The organism is Methylocella sp. (assembly GCA_037200525.1).
GTDB lineage: Bacteria > Pseudomonadota > Alphaproteobacteria > Rhizobiales > Beijerinckiaceae > Methylocapsa.
In genome coordinates, this window is record JBBCGG010000001.1 from 2,336,902 (window position 1) to 2,355,793 (window position 18,892).

The 18,892-nt window shown below is 59.9% G+C and carries 13 protein-coding genes; 12 read left to right on the forward strand and 1 reads right to left on the reverse strand.

Going from position 1 to position 18,892, the window contains the following annotated elements; genetic code table 11:
- Positions 1–145: 145 nt before the first annotated feature.
- From ampH to WDN46_11510, 3 genes are all read left to right on the forward strand, one after another.
- Positions 146–1,240 carry a D-alanyl-D-alanine-carboxypeptidase/endopeptidase AmpH gene (ampH, locus tag WDN46_11500; protein MEJ0094028.1) on the forward strand — a complete coding sequence of 365 codons (1,095 nt, stop codon included), beginning with the start codon at positions 146–148 and terminating at the stop codon, positions 1,238–1,240.
- A 175-nt stretch (positions 1,241–1,415) separates the two neighbouring features.
- The gene (gene guaA / locus WDN46_11505; protein ID MEJ0094029.1) at positions 1,416–3,014 is read left to right on the forward strand and encodes a glutamine-hydrolyzing GMP synthase; all 1,599 of its coding nucleotides are present in this window, start codon (positions 1,416–1,418) and stop codon (positions 3,012–3,014) included.
- Positions 3,015–3,331: 317 nt separating this feature from the next.
- On the forward strand, positions 3,332–4,588 hold the full coding sequence (locus WDN46_11510) for a tyrosine-type recombinase/integrase (protein ID MEJ0094030.1): 1,257 nt from the start codon (positions 3,332–3,334) through the stop codon (positions 4,586–4,588).
- Here the strand turns inward: WDN46_11510 and WDN46_11515 are convergent.
- On the reverse strand, positions 4,578–4,964 hold the full coding sequence (locus tag WDN46_11515) for an AlpA family phage regulatory protein (protein ID MEJ0094031.1): 387 nt from the start codon (positions 4,962–4,964) through the stop codon (positions 4,578–4,580). The genes WDN46_11510 and WDN46_11515 overlap by 11 nt on opposite strands.
- A gap of 417 nt (positions 4,965–5,381) precedes the next feature.
- On the opposite strand from WDN46_11515, the gene WDN46_11520 reads away from it, so the two are divergent.
- The 9 genes from WDN46_11520 to WDN46_11560 all read left to right on the forward strand — a co-directional run bounded on the left by WDN46_11520 (position 5,382) and on the right by WDN46_11560 (position 18,892).
- A complete protein-coding gene (locus tag WDN46_11520) occupies positions 5,382–5,576 on the forward strand; it encodes a helix-turn-helix domain-containing protein (GenBank protein ID MEJ0094032.1) in 195 nt (64 codons plus the stop codon).
- A gap of 93 nt (positions 5,577–5,669) precedes the next feature.
- Positions 5,670–6,236, forward strand: a complete 567-nt coding sequence (locus tag WDN46_11525) for a BrxE family protein (protein ID MEJ0094033.1) — start codon at positions 5,670–5,672, stop codon at positions 6,234–6,236.
- A gap of 53 nt (positions 6,237–6,289) precedes the next feature.
- A complete protein-coding gene (locus WDN46_11530) occupies positions 6,290–7,018 on the forward strand; it encodes a BrxA family protein (GenBank protein ID MEJ0094034.1) in 729 nt (242 codons plus the stop codon).
- Positions 7,015–7,590: a BREX protein BrxB domain-containing protein gene (locus WDN46_11535; GenBank protein ID MEJ0094035.1), complete on the forward strand. Its 576-nt coding sequence runs from the start codon at positions 7,015–7,017 to the stop codon at positions 7,588–7,590. Before WDN46_11530 ends, WDN46_11535 begins: the two co-directional genes overlap by 4 nt.
- 13 nt (positions 7,591–7,603) lie before the next feature.
- Positions 7,604–11,146 carry a BREX system P-loop protein BrxC gene (brxC, locus tag WDN46_11540; protein MEJ0094036.1) on the forward strand — a complete coding sequence of 1,181 codons (3,543 nt, stop codon included), beginning with the start codon at positions 7,604–7,606 and terminating at the stop codon, positions 11,144–11,146.
- 12 nt (positions 11,147–11,158) lie between these two features.
- Entirely contained in the window at positions 11,159–13,093 is a 1,935-nt protein-coding gene (locus tag WDN46_11545; protein MEJ0094037.1) for a DNA methyltransferase, read from the forward strand.
- The gene (locus WDN46_11550) at positions 13,090–15,270 is read left to right on the forward strand and encodes a hypothetical protein (GenBank protein ID MEJ0094038.1); all 2,181 of its coding nucleotides are present in this window, start codon (positions 13,090–13,092) and stop codon (positions 15,268–15,270) included. The genes WDN46_11545 and WDN46_11550 overlap by 4 nt, the downstream gene beginning before the upstream one ends.
- Positions 15,267–16,340: a hypothetical protein gene (locus WDN46_11555; GenBank protein MEJ0094039.1), complete on the forward strand. Its 1,074-nt coding sequence runs from the start codon at positions 15,267–15,269 to the stop codon at positions 16,338–16,340. Before WDN46_11550 ends, WDN46_11555 begins: the two co-directional genes overlap by 4 nt.
- Entirely contained in the window at positions 16,340–18,892 is a 2,553-nt protein-coding gene (locus tag WDN46_11560) for a PglZ domain-containing protein (GenBank protein MEJ0094040.1), read from the forward strand. The genes WDN46_11555 and WDN46_11560 overlap by 1 nt, the downstream gene beginning before the upstream one ends.

Consider the following 18,892-nt stretch of genomic DNA (forward strand, 5'->3'; position numbering starts at 1 on the left):
CAAAGCACAATGCTTGTTGCTCTGCGCATTTGGCGTCGATTTCTTTTGAGGCGCTGCTTTGCGCTTTCGGATTTTGTGCCATCCTCAGCTTTGGCTCGTCGCGCGCAGCGCGAAACGACGCCCAAGCAATGCGGGAGGATTATGCATGCGATCCATGTTTCTGGCGCTCGTCTTGGCGGTCGCCGCGGCGAGTCCCTCCCGCGCTGATGATCCCTTGCTCGCGGAGGCGACTGACCTCGCCGGCGCAGTCATGTTCGGCGAGTCTGGGGCTCCCGGCATGGTTTTGGTTGTCGTGCGCGGCGACAGCAGCGTCGTCCTCGGCTACGGCGAGACCGAAAAAGGAAATAATCAGAAGCCGGATGGAAACAGCCTGGTCCGCCTGAATTCGATCACGAAAGTCTTCACGACCGAAGTGCTCGCTTCCCTCGTCGCGGATGGCAAATTGCGCCTGACCGATACGCTGCAGCGCGACGCCGGCGATGTGAAGACGCCGGAGTTTGGCGGCAGGCCGATCACATTGCTCGATCTCGCCACCTATTCTGCTGCGCTGCCGCGCGAAATGGGATATGCGCCGGAAGGCGTTATGCCTCGCGCATGGCCGTCGCGCGCCGATCGCTGGGCGTGGCTCAGCCATTTCCAATTGCCCTGGGCGCCGGGCACGGTCGCCGCCTATTCCAATGTCGGCTTCGACCTGTTGGCGGACGCGATCGAAACGTCGGGCGGCGCACCCTATCCCGACTTGTTGCGCACGCGCGTCACCGCGCCGTTAGGCATGGCCGATACCGGCTTTGCACAGTGCAAGCGGCTCATGATCGGCCGCGGCCTCGGCGGCGCCGGCCCCTGCGTCGATACTCATGCGACCGATGGAAGCGGCGGCCTCTACAGCACCGGCAATGATGTGGCGCGCTGGCTGCGCCACAATCTCGATGACGCCAATGAGACATTGGCGTTGAGCCACGCCATCTATCGCCAGCGTCAGGCGTTGCCCGCCGCCATCGGTTTTGACGAAGCGGGACCGATGGCGGGCCTTGGCCTTGGCTGGGTCATCATGAATAGCGACGGAATTCGGCCGGCGCTTATCGAGAAAAGCGGCGGCGGCGTCGGTTTCATGAGCTATATCGCGTTCGCGCCAGGCCGCGGCGTCGGCGTGTTCGTCGCCGTCAGCCGCGCAGATTTCGGGATGTTCTCAAAATTGACCGGGGCCGCAGTCGGGATGATCGCGAACCTCGCCACGCGGTGAGGCAAAATAAACGCGCGTAGGCGCCATCGCTCAGCGAGAGCGCCGCAGCTCCTGCTTTTGCAGCGGCGTCTTGACTGCTCTCTGTTTCGGGCCAATCAAATTTCGGATGATGCGCTGCTTGCGCCGTGGACCGCGATCGCCTAATCGAGCTTTTTGCTGAAGAGAAGGACGCGGCATGGCGGAGAATGATCTCCACGATACAATTGTCCGGCATCACGACAAGGTTTTGATCGTTGATTTCGGCTCGCAGGTCACGCAACTGATCGCGCGCCGGGTGCGCGAGGCAGGCGTTTATTGCGAGATCGCGCCGTTTCAGTCAGCGGAGAAGGCCTTTGCGGAGCTGGCGCCAAAAGCCGTGATTCTGTCGGGCAGCCCGAGTTCGGTGCTGGAGGATAATTCCCCTCGCGCGCCAAAATCCATGTTTGACGCTGGCGTGCCGATTCTTGGCATCTGCTATGGCGAGCAGGTGATGGCGGCGCAGCTTGGCGGCGAGGTCGTCGCGGGCCGCAAGCGTGAATTTGGCCGCGCCGAAGTTGAAGTGGTGCGGGAGAGCGCGCTCTTCGATGGCGTTTGGGCGAAAGGAAAATCCTACCAGGTCTGGATGAGCCACGGCGACGCGGTGAGCCAATTGCCGCCGGGATTTGCCCCAATCGCCGCATCGCCGAGTGCCCCGATGGCGGCAATTGCTGACGAAGGACGCCGTCTCTATGGCGTGCAATTTCACCTCGAAGTCGCCCATACGCCGGACGGCGCGAAACTGATTTCAAACTTTGTCCATAAAGTCGCGGGACTCAAGGCCGATTGGACCATGGGCGCCTTCCGGCAAGAGGCGATCGCCTCAATCCGCGCGCAAGTCGGCTCCGGCCGCGTGCTTTGCGGCCTTTCGGGCGGCGTCGATTCGGCGGTCGCAGCCGTGCTGATCTTTGAGGCTATCGGCGAGCGCCTCACCTGCGTCTTCGTAGATCATGGATTTTTGCGCCAGGGTGAGGCTGAGGAAGTCGTCAGCCTGTTCCGCGGCCACTACAACATCCCGCTGGTTCACGTTGAAGCCAAAGACATTTTTCTCGGAGCCCTCACCGGCATTCGCGATCCAGAGGAAAAGCGCAAGATCATCGGGCGTCTGTTCATCGCGACTTTTGAGGCCGAGGCGAAGAAGATCGCCGCCGATGGCCGAGGCGCGCCGGAATTTTTGGCGCAAGGCACGCTCTATCCGGATGTGATCGAGAGCGTTTCCTTCAGCGGCGGACCTTCGGTCACGATCAAGTCGCACCATAATGTCGGCGGCTTGCCGGAACGCATGAACATGAAGCTGGTCGAGCCGCTACGCGAATTGTTCAAGGACGAGGTGCGCGCGCTGGGACGCGAACTTGGGCTGCCCGAGGCTTTCGTCGGCCGGCATCCATTTCCGGGGCCGGGCCTCGCTATTCGCTGCCCCGGCGGGGTCACCCCCGAAAAGCTGGAGATCTTGCGTCAGGCCGACGCCATCTATCTCGACGAGATCCGCAAGGCTGGGCTCTATGACGCGATCTGGCAGGCATTCGCCGTGCTTTTGCCGGTGCAGACTGTCGGGGTGATGGGCGATGGGCGAACCTATGAATTCGTCTGCGCGTTGCGCGCCGTCACCTCCGTTGATGGCATGACGGCGGATTTCTTTCCATTCGACATGGGTTTTCTCGGGCGCGCCGCAACGCGAATCATCAACGAAGTCAAAGGCATAAACCGCGTTGTCTACGATGTGACGTCAAAGCCGCCGGGCACGATTGAGTGGGAATGATTTAATAGGGTCCGGGAGGTATCGCGGTCTATCGCAAATCGGCGTTAGTGTTCTGATTTATAACGATAATAGTTTCCATATCTATCGCGGACTATCGGTGTCCAGCAGCTCGATTTGACGGTAAGCCTGACGGTAAGGCGTGAAGGGCTTCTGGCACGAAATTCCCTTTACCGTCAGCCAAATTTTCGATGTGACGGTAAAAATATTCACATAACATGTTGAAATATAACAAGAAAAATTATGACCTTGCCGGCTAGGGCCGCTGACGGTAAAAATTGATCGTCAGACACCGAAATTTGCCCCGAAATGGCCGATCCATGTTGACCGACACCGCGCTTAAACAACTGAAGCCAAAAGAAAAAACCTTCAAAGTCGCCGACCGTGACGGTATGTACGTCACCGTCTCTCCAACAGGGTTGATCACCTTCCGCTATGATTACCGTCTCAACGGACGGCGCGAGACGCTGACGATCGGGCGATACGGCGCTTCCGGGCTCTCTCTGGCGCGCGCCAGAGAGAAGTGTATCGATGCCAAGCGGGAGGTCGCCGAGGGCAGCTCACCCGCGCACGGCAAGCAGCGCGAAAAGCGGCGGCTGAAGGAAGCGAAGAGCTTTGGGGAGTTTGGCGAGCGATGGCTTCAGGAGGCCAGGATGGCCGACAGCACGCGCTCAATGCGTCGTGCAATCTTCGAACGAGACATCCTGCCCGCATTTCGAAATCGGCTTCTTACCGAGATTACCTCGGGCGACGTGAGGGTCCTTTGCGCGAAGGTGAAGGACCGGGGTGCGCCGGCGACGGCCGTCCATGTGCGGGATATCATCAAGCTGGTCTTTGGCTTCGCGATCCTGCACGGGGAGAAGGTGCCCAATCCTGCCGAGGAGGTCGGACCAGCTTCGATCGCCACGTTTGTCCCGAAAGATCGTTCGCTATCGCCCGCCGAGATCCGGGTCATGCTCAAGCAGATCGACTATGTGCCGACGCTCCCGACAATCAGGCTCGGTATGAAGCTCTTCCTGCTGACGATGGTCCGCAAAAGCGAATTGCAGGATGCGACCTGGGACGAGGTCGATTTCGAGAATACCGTCTGGTCGATTCCCAAGGAGCGGATGAAGCGGTCCAAAGCTCATAACGTCTATCTCTCGCAGCAAGTGCTCGACATCATGATCGCGCTGAAAACTTGCGCAGGGAATTCGCGCTACCTTTTGCCATCTCGCTACGACGCCGACGCGCCGATGTCGCGCGCCACGTTCAACCGCATCACCTATGCTGTGGTCGAGCGGGCTAAGAAGGAAGGGCTGCCCCTGGAACCGTTCACGGTTCACGATCTCCGGCGCACCGGCTCCACGCTCCTCAACGAGTTGGGCTTCAACAGCGATTGGATCGAGAAGTGCTTGGCGCACGAGGACGGGCGTTCGTCACGCGGCATCTACAACAAGGCGGAGTATGAGCATCAGCGGCGCCACATGATGCAGGAGTGGGCTGATATGGTCGATGCCTGGGTCGATGGCCGCAAGCATACGCCGACTCTCTATCCGCCAAACATGCAATTGCTCGCGCCGGAGCCTACGCTCTGACCGGGCGCGTCTTGCGTTGTCGCACGTCTGGGGCTGGGGCGCGTTTGTTCACCGCCGCGTCCGATGCGAGGCGGCGCTCGTCGATCCACGCTTCGACTTCAGCAAGGTCCCAGACGACGCAGCGCGGTGTGAGATTGAACCGCCGCGGAAATTCGCCACGTTGCTCCATCTCATAGATGGTCGTGTCGGCGACTGGCACGATTTGGCGCAGCTCAGAACGACGGATGGTCCGCCTCGTCGGTATAACGTTTCGGGATGTCCGGAAACGCAGCGTGCTGATCTCTTCGCGCTCAGGCGACCCCCGTGCCATATCCGAGATTGCCTCGGCGGGGTTCAAAGGAAAAACGTCGCTGCTGGACGACGATCTCGCGGCCATGATGTCGCTCCTGAATCCACTGTCTTGCAAACAGTGAAGCGCAGGCATCATCGCAAGGGAATAGAGCGCGTGGGATCGTAGGGGAGCCGGATATCGTGGCGTAAAAATCGGACGCCTCACGGCTTCTATCGATATGCGTCGTTTGCTATTGGTGCGGTCTCTCAGGCTAATTTTACACTGCACCGGCCCGGTACTTTGCCTAGCTAAAATGGTCGGGTGTCAGGTGTGGAAGGCGGTTCACCCTAACGCGCAGATTGTCAGGGGGCCGTCCTGCGGCGACGGTCGCAAACGCGCAAGCCCGCCGGTGCGTGCATTTTCTTGCCGGCCGCTACGGCAGGGCTATCGCGACGGCGGGGCTGGCGCATTTTGCCTAAGTCTGGCAGTCTCTGTCGTCCTTTGCGAATAGGGGGCCGGTTGATGCCGGACGAGATATTAACGCTGCCGGAGGTGGCCCAATTGCTCAAGGTCGCCGAGAAGACGGTTTACACCATGGCTCAGAAGAGCCAGCTGCCCGCGTTCAAGGTGGGCGGGCAGTGGCGTTTTCAGCGCGTCGATATCGACCGGTGGATCGAGCAGCAGAAGGCGAATTCCCGAGACGAGGGAAGGAGCTGAAATGGCCCAGCCGTGCTGTAAGACCCCCTTCATTCTCCTAGACGCTGGGTTCGGCTGCCGCCCTGTTGTCCGTCACATCAGGGAGCGTGGTGAATGAAGAATGGCAAACTCGACTTTGATCGGCTGTTGAAGTTTCGATTGGTCGTTGCCCGGGTTGGCGAGATGGATCTTGCCAAGTGGTGGAATACCCGCGGCCAGCTCAGTCGTCTTGGCAGTGCGGCGGTCCGGCGGGGATTCCCACGCACCCATTATTTTGCGCAGGCGCGGTCCGTATTCGCGGTCGCAAGTTTTCGCTGTCGTGAAGTTTTCGATCCGCCGCAAAGCGTCACCCTCTGGCAACTACCTGAAGCGGTGGAGGAGGAATTCGAGGCGCATTGGGAACGTTGGCTTGATCAGGCTGACGAGTGGAAGCCGTTTTTCCTGGAACTGGAGGCACTGAAAGAGACCGAGCTTAAGACGGCGCTCCAATCTTTTGATCTGATCACTGACGAAGATTCCGAGCGGTTCTCACGTTTGCGTCGCGCGGCTGAAGGGCGCGCAGTGCCGTTGCCTGCTTCGTTTGCCGCTACAAACCAGGACATCGCATCCCTTGCGCTCGGATTTGCGCGTGGTGAGCCCGGCGCGCTGGCCGTCCCATACGCGCGACTGGACAACGCATGAAGGCGCCGGACCGGTCCCACGTCGTTTCGTCGTTCACTCTCATTAAGGGAGCCATGATCGATGAAACGTATGCGGTTTTCGCGGCATGGGATTTCGGCGCTTCGAAGAAGGAGAATCTTGATCGTTTGAAACGCGAGAATTTCATCGGTGCTAGTACGGCCACTTGGCTTCGCGACATCGCAAAAGTGCTGAATCGCCGATTTGACCCAAGCGCTCGTGATCGCCCGCTGGTGCTCTTGGCGAAGAATGGATGCCCCATCGAAGAATGGAAGCCGATTCTGCTTTGGCATATGACCCGCGACGAATTCCTGCTTCGCGACTTTCTAATCAACTGGCTTTTCCCGGCGTTTCTTTCGGGAGCCTATCGTGTGCGGACGGAAGACGTCTACGAGCATCTCCGAAGCGTGGGTCTTCGAGGTGGTGCCACCGAACATGCTTGGAGCGAGACGACGCTGAACCGCGTTGCGGCCGCATTGCTCAAGATGGCGGTCGATTTTGGCCTGCTCCGCGGAAGCGTTGTCAAAGAATTTGCGAGCTATCATTTGCCTGAGCGGAGCTTTCTTTATCTCCTCTATGTTCTTCGAGAAAAAATGCAGAGCCCGCGAAAAGTCCTCGCGTCGGAAGACTGGCGGATGTTCCTGATGCAGCCCTCGGATGTCGAGCGGGAGCTTCTTCGGCTTCACCAATATCGGAAGCTGGACTATCAGATCGCCGGCAGCATCGTCCAGCTCACGCTGCCCTGCGCCAATGCCCGCGAGTATGCGGAAAGGATGGTGGCATGAGCGATCTCGTACACCGCATCAAGACAAGCCTTGAGCCCATACTTGATCTGGCCGACCCGCGTGAGCGCATAAGCGCTTACCACGACATGCCTTACGCACTTTTCCGGTACGAACCCGAAGAGGAGTTCGAGCTACGCAAACAAATCACCCTGCTCGAGACCCGGCTTGCTCAAAAGGGAAAGCGCGTAAGCCGCATATCGTTGGCTCAGTGTCTGGACGAGGCAATGCGATCTCAACGACCACTAGAAGATTGGTTTGCGGCGGAGCGCGAGCAGGGCACGGACACGATCGTCGAGACAGTGCATTCGGTCCTTTCTGAGTACGCACCCCTGGTTGATCTCGTCGCTGCCCTGATGCCCGATGATCCCGACCCGCTTCGCGACATCGTCTTCATCATGCGGACCGGCGCCTTGTTCCCCGTCTACCGCACATTCTCATTGTTGGAGCAGCTGAAGGGAAGGGTCACCGTGCCGACGGTCTTGTTCTACCCAGGCGATCTCGACGGTGCCGCGGGACTCCGGTTCATGGGCGTGCTCGCAGCCGAGCATAACTATCGCCCAAAAATCTTTTGACGGGATTTCAGTGATGGCCAACGAACCGATCAAAAGTCTCTTTGCGAACGACATCCATCGTCGGATAGAGGAAGTCATCAAGGTCGATCAGACCAGCGATGACATCCTACGCGACGAAATCAATGAGTATGTGGTGACCGACGCCATTCGGTCCCACTACACCAGTATTTTCGACGCATTTCGCGAGACTCCGAACAAGCCGCACGAGGGTATTGCGATCTGGGTGTCTGGTTTCTTCGGATCGGGTAAGTCCAGCTTTGCAAAGATGCTGGGTCTATCGATCGAAAACCGCACTGTGGCGGGAATCCCCGCCGGTGATCGGTTCGCCCAAAGAGCCGGTGACAACAAGCTTCAGGTGCTTCTGAAGGCGATAAACGAGCAAATTCCGACACATGCTGTGATCTTCGACGTCTCGACTGACCGAGGCATAAGGAGCGGGAACCAGTCTCTCACCGAGATCATGTATGGGCTTTTCCTACAAAGCCTTGGCTACGCAAAAGATCTCGACCTCTCCGAGCTAGAAATCGCTCTTGAAGAGAAGGGGCAGCTTGAAGGGTTTGAGGCCGAGTACGGGCGCCTCTTCAAGAAGGAATGGTCTTACGAAAAAGGCAAAGTTGCTTTCGCCCTCAGCGAGGCCAGCCGGGTTCTGCACAGCCTTGATCCCGAGACATACCCGATGGCCGATTCATGGGTGAAGGCGGTCAAGAACAAGGCTGATATCTCACCGGGTAAGCTGGCGGAACGCGCGAATGAATTGATGAAGCGCCGCCGACCCGGCCAGGCGCTCATGTTCGTCGTGGACGAAGTCGGCCAGTTCGTCGCTCGTGACGTACAAAAGATGCTCGACTTGCAGGCCGTCGTGCAGAGCCTCGGCGTCAAAGGCCGCGGCAAACACTGGATCGTCGTCACGTCGCAAGAAAAGCTTGGCGAGCTCGTCAGTGGCCTGGACGACAAGAAGATCGAGCTTGCCCGCCTGATGGACCGGTTCCCACTGCAGGTCCATCTGGAGCCGTCAGACATCTCCGAGGTCACCAGCCGACGGGTTTTGTCGAAAAATGCCCCCGCGCAAAAAACATTAGGAGAGCTGTTCGACCAGCATCGCGGTCGGTTCACGGAACACACCCGCCTTACCGCCGATATCAAGCTGCCAGAGCTGACGCGGGACAGTTTCATCGATCTCTACCCTCTGCTGCCTTATCAGATTGACCTGATCATCCAGGTCGTCTCGGGGCTTCGGACACAGGGTGGCGCGAGCAAGCACGTGGGCGGGGCGAACCGCACCATCATCAAGCTGGCCCAGCAGTTGCTCATCAACCCGGCGGTCAATCTTGCAGACCAGCCGATCGGCTCGGTGGCGAGACTCGATCAGGTGTACGACCTCGTCGAGGGCAACATCGGCTCTGAGGTCCGAGCGAAGATCTCCGCCATATCGAAGGAACTCGAACATCCGCTCGCGCAGCCGGTCGCCAAGGTGATTTGCCTGCTGCAATACGTGAAGAGCGTTCACCGCACAGCGGAAAATATCTCAGCGGCGCTCCATCCCGGTGTCGCCGGCGATTCCCAGCTTGCCGCGGTGAAGGACGCACTGCGTCAGCTTGAGGCCGCCAACAAGGTTCGCCTCGGCGACGACGGATATCGGATTCCGACGCCAGCGGAAGACGACTGGGAGCGCATTCGCAACGGGATCAGCCCGAAGCCCGGCGACGCACATCGAATCTACTCCGAGGTGCTGGCCGCGTTCTGGCAGCCGCAGCCGAGCCATACGCTCTTTGACACGAAGACGTTTAAGGCTGGCCTCTCCATCCATGGTCGAGAGATCGTCGATGGCGACATGATGTTCCACGTCCAGCTCGCTGAAGTTGGCGCATCCTTCCAGGCGCTCGCGACGGAACTGCGTGCCCGCAGCCAACAGGAGCGCAAGAGCGTGTTTTGGGCCGTCGCGCTCAACGACGCGATCGACCGCGAGACCGTAGAACTCTTCCGTTCCAAGGAGATGCTGGCGAGGAAGGAACGCGAAGCCAAAACGGCTGACGAAACTGCGCTCATCGGCGAAGAGAAAATCCGGCAGAGGCGGCACCAGGACGAATTGCGCCGGCTCATAAAGGCCACCTGCCTGGCCGGCAGCGTGAGTTTCCGCGGAAATGACCGTAGCCCCGACGACCGGGCCGTCGACATGGGCAAGAGCGCGGCGGACATCCTGAGCGACGTGCTCCCGGAGGTATTCGATCGCTTCAAGGAAGCGGCCTCCAAGCCCGCCGACGTGAAGAAGGGCGTCGATGCACTGTTTACCGCGGAGAACCTCCAAGGTCTTCCGTCGGTGTTCGGCACGCTCGGGCTTTTGCGCGACGAAAAGGGGAAGACCGTTTTCCGCGTTGAAAGTGGCGCCTTGGCCGAGGTGCTGTCGCGGATCGAGGAGCGCGCCAATTACGGGGACACGGCGAGCGGCCGCTTCCTCGCGGATGAGCTGGCGAAAGAGCCCTTCGGTTGGGACTTCGAAGTGGTTCGGTTGCTTGTGCTGTCGTTGCTGCGGGCCGGAAAGATTCAGGCGACCAGCAAAGGTCAGACGATCGACTCCGCTACAGGGATCGAGGCCCGGGACACTTTCTCGAACAACAATTTTTTCCGTCAGGCCTCGTTCCGGCCAAAAAAAGGCATCGAGTTCGAGGAACTTGTGAAGGCGTCGGAGGCCTTCCGGGACACGTTTGGAAGCGAAGTCCGCGAGCTCAACGCCGGTGCCATCGTTGCCGAGCTTCGCAAGGAGATCGCGCGGCATGAGGACCCAGTTGCGTCAGCGCACGGCCAGCTCATCGCATCGCGACTGCCGGGCGCTGCGGTCCTCGAGGGTGCGATCGGTCAGATGAAGGCCGTACTGCGCGGTTCAGAGGACAATGCGATCGCGACGTTCAATGCGTCGCATCGGTCGATCAAGGAGGCAATCAAACGCGCGACCGAGCTTGACCAAGCCTTATCGGAGCCTCGCTTGCGGGACCTTGATCGGGCGCGCGACGCGCTGAAGACCGCTTGGCCCTTCCTGCGCGGGGAGACCGATGTCAGCGAGGATCTCCGAGCCAAGGCGGCGGAACTCGACGACCTCCTGGAACGAGAGACCTTTTACCGGGAGCTGCCCGCGATTGACCAACATGCGTCGGCCATCGACGCCGAGTACGCGCGGCGATTTGACGAAGCGTTGGAAGCGCGGATTGCCGCCTACACCCAGGCGCTCGACCGGCTGGGGCAGGCGCCTGGCTGGGATGGCATCGATCAGGACCAGCAGCAGAAACTGGCGGCTCCGCTGGAGCGCGGAAAAATGCGGAACCAGGAGCGGGTGCCGATTCCTCAACTCCGTTCGGAGCTGGATGCCTGTGAGACCCGTTTTCAAGACGCCATCGCGGCGCTTCATCGCATCGTCGACGGCGATCGTGTCGCGACGGTGAGACTGGGCGGCTACTTCTCTGGGGGAATTGAGACCGAGGAACAGCTCGATGCCGCTCTGGCTGGCATTCGTGAGGAGTGTTCGCGCCTGATCGGAACCGGCAAAAAGGTGATTGTCCAGTGATCGGCCTTCACCATGGATAAGGCGACGCGTAACGCCATTGAGCGGGCGACCCAGCAGGCGCGGAAGCTGCTCGATGAGGATTTCTCGTCGCAGCTCGAAGGGACATTCGACGTGCTGCGAAGCGGTGTCATCGCCCCAAACGGCGGTACCCATTTGTCGCTTCGCCAGCAATTCCAGCGGGACAAAATGGTCGCCGCCATCGAGCACAAGCGCGCCGCTGGGACCACCGCCGTGGAGGCGGTCACCGACTATGTGCGGGATGCCGCCTTTACGACGCTCAATCGCTTTGTCGCGCTCAAGATGCTCGAAGCGCGGCAACTGGTGCAGGAGTGCATCACGAAGGGCGAACAGTCCGGAGGCTACCGCGAATTCTGCGGAATGGCCCCCGGGGTGGCGCTGCTCCCCGATGCCGCAGGATACCGCCTGTATGTTGAAAGCCTATTCGACGAGTTCTCGACCGAGATCAAGGTTCTGTTCGACCGGCGCGATGCCGCCACTGTCCTTTGGCCTAAGCGGCGGACGTTCGAGGCGCTTCTGATCATCCTTAACGCGCCCGATCTGTTCGGGGTTTGGGCGGAAGACGAGACGATTGGCTGGGTCTATCAGTTCTTCAATAGCGGCGAAGAGCGCAAGAAAATGCGCGACGAAAGCCAGGCCCCGCGTAATAGCCGCGAATTGGCCGTGCGCAACCAGTTCTTCACGCCGCGATACGTCGTGCAGTTCCTCGTGGATAACACGCTTGGCCGTCTATGGTCAGAAATGCATGGTGAGCAAACCCGCCTGACTGACCTTTGCGGGTATCTTGCGCGCTCCGCTGACGAGCCGGCTCGTTCACGCCCGCGGAAGGATCCAAGAGACCTCCGCATTCTCGACCCCGCTTGCGGCTCGGGGCACTTCCTGTTGTATAGCTTCGACCTCCTGCTGACTATCTACGAAGAGGCATGGTCAGCCGAGGGAATCAGTCCTAGCAGCGAGGCAACCGGGCATTCTCTGCGCGAGGACTACACAGACCTCGCCGATCTACGATCCGCGGTGCCTAGACTGATCGTTGAATACAATCTCCATGGTGTGGATATCGACCCACGCTGTGCGCAGATCGCTGCGTTGGCGCTGTGGTTACGGGCGCAGCGTGCCTGGAAGGACGTTGGTATCGCCGCATCCGACCGTCCGCGCATTCAGCGTACGCATATTGTGGTGGCCGAGCCGATGCCCGGCGATGCCGTGCTGGTTGACGAATTCGCAGCCCGTCTCGATCCTCCACTGCTACGCGACCTGTTCAAGAAGATGGTCGGCGAAAGTCGTCTGGCCGGCGATCTTGGTACCCTCCTTCGAGTTGAAGACGGCATCGCCGTGGAACTCCATCGCGCTCGCGAACAATTCGTAACACAGCGCCAGACCACCGGATTTCTACCAGGCATGGAACCCGTGGAAAAAAAGGGTTCTCTAGATCTCTCTGGCATCGACGACGACGGCTTTTTCCATGAAGCCGAGGCACGTATCGTCGAGGCGTTGCGCGCCTTCGCGGAGACTGCAACTGGCAGTGCCAGCGTGCGTCGGCGGCTCTTCGCGGGCGATGCAGCCCAGGGCGTCGCACTGATCGATCTGGTACGAACGCAGTTCGACGTAGTGTTGATGAACCCGCCCTTCGGGGCGTGCAGTCTCGCCGCGAAGAAGGAATTCGAGAAAAGCTATCCTCGCACCAAGAATGACGTCTACGCTGCTTTTGTTGAGCGAGGCGTCGGACTTCTGCACGTACGTGGCATGCTCGGCGCCATCACGTCGCGCACCGGTTTCTTCCTATCGAGCTTTCAGAAATGGCGCGAGGAGATTCTGCTCAAGGAAGCGCCGCCTGTGGTCTTCGCTGACCTCGGCTATGGGGTACTGGACGGCGCGATGGTCGAAGTCGCTGCCTATTGCCTTGAGAAGAGTTGCGGGGCGGCGGCATGAAAACCGTATTTCTCCGTATCCTGGAAGCCGAAGACAAGGCGAACGCACTGCGCGAGGCGATCGACAAGCCGGACGAAGCTTTTGGTAAGCAACGCTTCGAAGTGGAAACCACAAGCTTTTCCGCAATACCGAGCTCGCCCTTTGCTTATTGGGTGAGCCAGAAATTACGGCAGTCATTCAAGGAGCTCCCGCCATTCGAGACTGACGAGCGAACGACGAAGCAGGGCCTAGCGACGGCAGATGATTTCCGTTTTGTGCGGTGTTGGTGGGCAGTGACGCCCCGGCACGTAAGTCAGCGGTGGTTTCCGTTTGCCAAAGGCGGGAAATTCTCACCTTTTTATGCAGACGTGTATTTGATGGCAAATTGGGATTGCGGTGGTGAGGAGATAAAAAATAATCTCAATGAACAGGGCGTCGTTCGCTCGAACGTTTGGATGCTTCGCGATACTGCCGCGAATTTCTTCTTCCGTCCTGGCCTAACCTGGCCGCGCCGGACAAATGGTCTATCGCTCCGAGCGATGCCAGCAGGCTGCATATTTGCCGACAAGGGCCCTTCGGCGTTCGTCAAAAATGACAACACAGACGACCTACTCGCTCTCGCTGCCATTACTAACAGCAGCGCATTTGCACTTCTCGTCTCGCTTCAACTTGCGCGCACAGAGTTGGCGCAGTCTTACGAAGTCGGCCTTATCCAACGCACGCCTATCCCGCGTCTAGACTCGACAGATCGGTCTACTCTTGCCCGGCTTGCCCGTCGCGCATGGGCACTCAAACGCAGCCTGGACAGTCGAACCGAAATGTCTCTGGCGTTCATTCTGCCGGCGTTGCTGGTGGTCGAGGGTGATGCAATCGCCGAACGGGCCAGCGCCTATGCCGAGACAGCCGCCATAATCAAGTCTGAAGTCATGTCGATTCAGGACGAGATCAACCACCGTTGCTTCGATCTTTATGGCATCGACGAATCCGACCGGGGCTCTATCACCCGAGGACTCGGTACCGACGTGCTGAATCCCGCCGAGACCGAGAACGACCCGGATGTAGATGCTGATGCGGATACAGAGGAGAACGGCGATTCAGGAGGCAATGCCGATACGGTGAGCCTGGCTGCGGAGTTGGTGTCGTGGGCAGTGGGTGTGGCCTTCGGCCGCTTCGATGTGCGCCTTGCCACTGACGCGCGCTCTTTGCCCACAGAGCCCGAGCCTTTTGACCCGCTACCAGTGTGCTCACCTGCCATGCTTACCGGTCATGATGGCCTGCCGCTCGCGAGCGCGCCGGCCGGATATCCAGTGGCGTGCCCTCAGAACGGCATTCTAGTCGACGACCGCGGACATGCACATGACCTCACCACAGCTGTTCACTTGGTGTTCGATGTGGTTTTCAAGGCGAGCGCCGATGAATGGTGGCGAGAGGTTGGAGCCGTGCTTGACCCGAAGGGCCACGATCTAGGGGCCTGGGTGGCTTCGAGCTTCTTTGAGCATCACCTCAAATGCTACTCCAAGAGCCGCCGCAAAGCTCCGATCCTGTGGCAACTCTCCGTACCCTCAGGCCGTTACAGCATTTGGCTCTACGCACACCGCCTCACCCCTGACAGCTTCTTCCAGATTCAGAACGAAGTGGTGGCCGCAAAGCTTGCGCACGAGGAGCGGCAGCTCACCAGTCTGGTCCAAGGCCTCGGCGCGAATCCTTCGGCAAAAGAGCGCAAAGAGATCGCTGCGCAGGGGGCTTTTGTCGAGGAACTCCGTTCTTTCCTTGATGAAGTCAAGCGCGTGGCTCCGCTTTGGAACCCAACGCTCGACGACGGCGTGGTGCTGACAATGGCGCCACTCTGGCGGCTCGTGCCCCAGCACAAGCCCTGGCAGCGGGAGCTCAAGAGCAAGTGGGATGATCTGGCAGCAGGAAAATACGACTGGTCGCATGTTGCCATGCATCTGTGGCCCGAGCGCGTCGTCTCCAAATGCGCGAAAGACCGCAGCTTGGCCATCGCACACAACCTAGAGAATGTCTTCTGGGTAGAGGCCGATGATGGCAAGCGGAAACCACGACTAACCTCGACGCGCCCAGCCGACGAGATCGTGCATGAACTGACATCGGTTGCGGTCAAAGCGGCATTGAAGGAACTGACGGAAGCATCGGTGCCGAACGGTCCGAAGGCAAGAACACGGAGGTCATCATCGTGACGATCTCCGAAGATACGATCAAGAACGCCGTTCTTCGCTACCACCGAGAGTACGATCGATACCTAAAGCTCTCTGCGCGTGTCGCGGAAATCTGCAGGTTTGAGATTGTCGAAGGCAATGCGATCCGGGCGCAAGTCACCTTTCGCGCAAAAAGCCCCAAGAGCCTTGAGGGAAAGCTCCGTCGCTTCGCTGCTTCTGGGAAGAAGGACCTGCCGAGTGTGCAGTCGGTATTTGACGCGGTTCGCGATCTCGCCGCCGTCCGCATTGCGACCTACGAGCAGCGACACGAGGATCAGGTCGTCCAGTTGGTTTGCAAGCGGTTCGTAGACCTGAAGGGTGCAACGCCCGTCAGCGAGCGCAAGGACAAGAACGCAGCGGACAACAGCAATTTCTATCGGGCAACGCATGTTGAAGCGTTTTTGCCGGAGGCGGACGTGATTGGCACCTACGCCAACGTCTCTGACGTGCCGTGCGAGATCCAAGTCTGCAGCATGATGTCGCACGTATGGAACGAGATCGAGCACGACCTGGGCTACAAGCCTCTGACCGGCTCGCTTTCGGAACAGGAGCGCAGTCTTCTCGTGTCGCTGGGCTTTGCGGTTCGGCAAGGCGATATCACGATTGGAAATCTGTTCGCGGAGACGGAGCGGCGGCAGCGCGAGCATGGGGGCGTCTTCACCGACGTCTACGATTTTGTCGCTCGTGTCCGAGGGTGGTTCCCAGAGATCGATTTTGGGCGAAATGCCGGTCCGCTTTACGAAGCGCTACAGCCAGTCCGTCTCGTTTCGCCGGAAAGCATCCGTAAGCTGATTACCTTGCTGGAGCCGATGACGGCGGCGGCGCAGAGCGCGCTGGACGAATTCTCGACGAAACTGGCGGCCAAAGGGGATGGACGGTTCACGCTGGACCGTGACTCGTCCGATCTCCTGCTCGTTCTGCTGTTACCGAAGGTTGCCAATTACATCGTGTCGTCATCCGGCGAAGCGGTATCCGACGGTGTTGCGCGCCTGCGCTGGTTTGCCGCCCGCTTTCAAGAGGTCTCCAAGGTGGAAAGCGGAGGTCTCAGCTGATGCACCCCTTGTACGACTACATCGCAAAGCAACTCGCCGAGAGGCTCAAAGCCAGAAAGGTAGTTGTTTGGTACGACGTTCGCCGCGAATTCGCGTCGTTTATCGCTGAATTGCGCGGTGGCGTGCGGACGACCGACGAGGCGGTGCCCGTGATCGTCAGCGGCACAGCGGCGCGGCTGACCGAATACGCCGGCTCGATGTTCGAGCTTCGCTCGGTCGTGGAGCCCTTCGTATGCGGCGACGCGCCGGCGGAGTGTTTGATCGTTTACCTGCCTGGCTGTGAGCGTGATCGCCACGGCTCGGTACTGATGGAACTCGAAAAGGCTGGCGACTGCTATGAGCCTCAACTGAAGCGGCTCGCGCGCAATGTTCTGCGCCAGCGATACACCGACGGCGTGATCGATGAGATGCTGGCGCCGGAGCGTGTTAGCTATGAGGACCTCGCGCGCGCATCGTCGGACACGTCGTCGACCGAGCCGCCATCGGTTTTGAAGTCGATCTTCCACAGCACGTCGGGAAACGAGGGCATCATCGCGGCATGGCTCGCAACCGACGAGCGCGATGCCGAGATCGAGGCAAAGGAGGCGACCCGTGAGCTGGTGAAGCTTGTGCGTTCGAAGCTCGGGCTGGAGCTTCCTGACGACGCCACATTGCCAAAGCTGAGATCCATCACCTTGCGGTATGGCCTTGCAGGTGAATTCAGATGTGACCTCAGCGGCACCCCCCCTTCGGTTCTCGACGCTATCCCAGCGCCGAAGACCAAGGATGAGGAAGGAGCGGTTCGGGAGCTCGCCCATCAGCTTCGCTCGAGGTTCTCCGATGTCTATCCCGCGATGGCCGATCGCGTGGAGGCCGAGCTGGGGCTTCGCGACGCCGTCGTCCCCGCCGGGACTCTCGGGTCGATCGACACGTTCCGCTTTGAGGAACGCGTGCTGCTGGCCCATTGCGGCGACCTGGTCGCGGAGAAGAAGTTCGACCAGGCTCTCGAAATCATCGGGGGGCGTGAGCATAGCTTCTGGCTAGATCGTGAGGTCGGACGGAAGGCCCAGTGGGAGGCGTGTCGCCGCATGGCCGAGCTGGGGAGCCTCGGTGTGGCTGTGCGGGCCGCGGTCGGGAAAGCCGGTGGCGACGCCAATGCCTGGATTGGCGCATACGCAGCCAAAGACGGCTGGTTCAGATTGGACCAGGCTCAACGCCGCCTTGAGGCATGGGTCGCGAATCTCGACGACGAACCGGAGGAGCGTCCCCTGGGGGTGGTTCGGGGCGTCTACGAAGACGCCTGCCGCGCCATGGCCGATGGCTTTACGACAGCGCTTGTCGCGGCAAAATGGACGGTCTCGCCGTCATTGCACCAAACACGGATATACAGCGAGATCGTCTCGGAGCAGCCCAAGCCCGTGGCGTACTTCTTCGTTGACGCCATGCGTTTCGAAATGGGTGTCGAACTCTCCGAGCGGCTTCCAAAGTCCGTGGAAGTCAGCGTGCGACCTGCTGTCTGTGCGCTACCGAGCATCACGCCGATCGGTATGGCAGCACTGCAGCCGGGGGCATCGTCAAGCTTCAGCGTTGTCGAGCAGGCCGGCACGCTGGGCGCAAAAATCGACGACGCTTTCCTTCCCGACCTAGCCGCGCGGAAGAAATTTGCCGCCTCGCGCGTGCCCAGGCTTGCCGACATTGCTCTGGACGAACTGCTCAGTCTCCAACCCTCGCGGCTTGCCAAGAAGATCGAGGGCGCCCAGGTCATCATTGTGCGGTCTCAGGAGATCGATCATGCCGGCGAGCGGGGGTTCACGTTCCAGGCTCGCCAGGTGATGGATACCGTCATCGACAATCTGGCCCGGGCCATCCGCAAGCTTGCCGCCGCCGGCGTCGAGCATTGCGTGCTGACTGCTGATCATGGGCATCTGTTCTTCCCATCGGACCGCGACGAGTCCATGCGGATCGACGCGCCGGGGGGCGACGAGATTGACCTCCATCGTCGCTGTTGGATTGGGCGTGGCGGCGCAACCCCGGCTGGTTGCGTTCGGGTCACTGCCTCGGCGCTCGGGTATGAATCCGATCTGGATTTCGTGTTTCCCGTCGGGAGCGGGGTTTTCAAAGCGGGCGGGGATCTTGCCTTCCACCACGGCGGCCCCTCCCTGCAAGAAATGGTCATACCTGTGGTGACCGTCCGCATGAAGGCGAGAAAGGCAGAGCAGGCGACCGCAGGACCGGTGACGGCGACGGGTCTGCCTGACGCCGTCACGAACCGCATATTCAGCGTGACGATCCAACTCGACGGGAAAAATCTCTCGCTCTTCTCGAACGAGCTGGTGGTCCGACCGCTCTTGATTTCAGCCGGAAAGCAGGTTGGCGGAGTGGGTATGGCCGTCGATGGCGACTTTGATCGCGCGACAGGTTGCGTGAGGCTTCAGGCCGGTAAGCCCGTCACGGTCGCGTTCCTGCTGAGCGACGAGAGTTCACCGTCGCTCCGGGTGGTCGTTCAAGATCCGACAACAGACGCCGAGCTGTACCGCTCACCCACCGATATCCCGGTTCGTCTCGGAGTTTAA

What these genes read in the sequence shown, in the direction of transcription:
- ampH (MEJ0094028.1), top strand. Translation starts at nt 146, where the DNA reads ATGCGATCCATGTTTCTGGCGCTCGTCTTGGCGGTCGCCGCGGCGAGT.
- guaA (MEJ0094029.1), top strand. Translation starts at nt 1,416, where the DNA reads ATGGCGGAGAATGATCTCCACGATACAATTGTCCGGCATCACGACAAG.
- WDN46_11510 (MEJ0094030.1), top strand. Translation starts at nt 3,332, where the DNA reads ATGTTGACCGACACCGCGCTTAAACAACTGAAGCCAAAAGAAAAAACC.
- WDN46_11515 (MEJ0094031.1), bottom strand. Translation starts at nt 4,964, where the DNA reads ATGGCCGCGAGATCGTCGTCCAGCAGCGACGTTTTTCCTTTGAACCCC.
- WDN46_11520 (MEJ0094032.1), top strand. Translation starts at nt 5,382, where the DNA reads ATGCCGGACGAGATATTAACGCTGCCGGAGGTGGCCCAATTGCTCAAG.
- WDN46_11525 (MEJ0094033.1), top strand. Translation starts at nt 5,670, where the DNA reads ATGAAGAATGGCAAACTCGACTTTGATCGGCTGTTGAAGTTTCGATTG.
- WDN46_11530 (MEJ0094034.1), top strand. Translation starts at nt 6,290, where the DNA reads ATGATCGATGAAACGTATGCGGTTTTCGCGGCATGGGATTTCGGCGCT.
- WDN46_11535 (MEJ0094035.1), top strand. Translation starts at nt 7,015, where the DNA reads ATGAGCGATCTCGTACACCGCATCAAGACAAGCCTTGAGCCCATACTT.
- brxC (MEJ0094036.1), top strand. Translation starts at nt 7,604, where the DNA reads ATGGCCAACGAACCGATCAAAAGTCTCTTTGCGAACGACATCCATCGT.
- WDN46_11545 (MEJ0094037.1), top strand. Translation starts at nt 11,159, where the DNA reads ATGGATAAGGCGACGCGTAACGCCATTGAGCGGGCGACCCAGCAGGCG.
- WDN46_11550 (MEJ0094038.1), top strand. Translation starts at nt 13,090, where the DNA reads ATGAAAACCGTATTTCTCCGTATCCTGGAAGCCGAAGACAAGGCGAAC.
- WDN46_11560 (MEJ0094040.1), top strand. Translation starts at nt 16,340, where the DNA reads ATGCACCCCTTGTACGACTACATCGCAAAGCAACTCGCCGAGAGGCTC.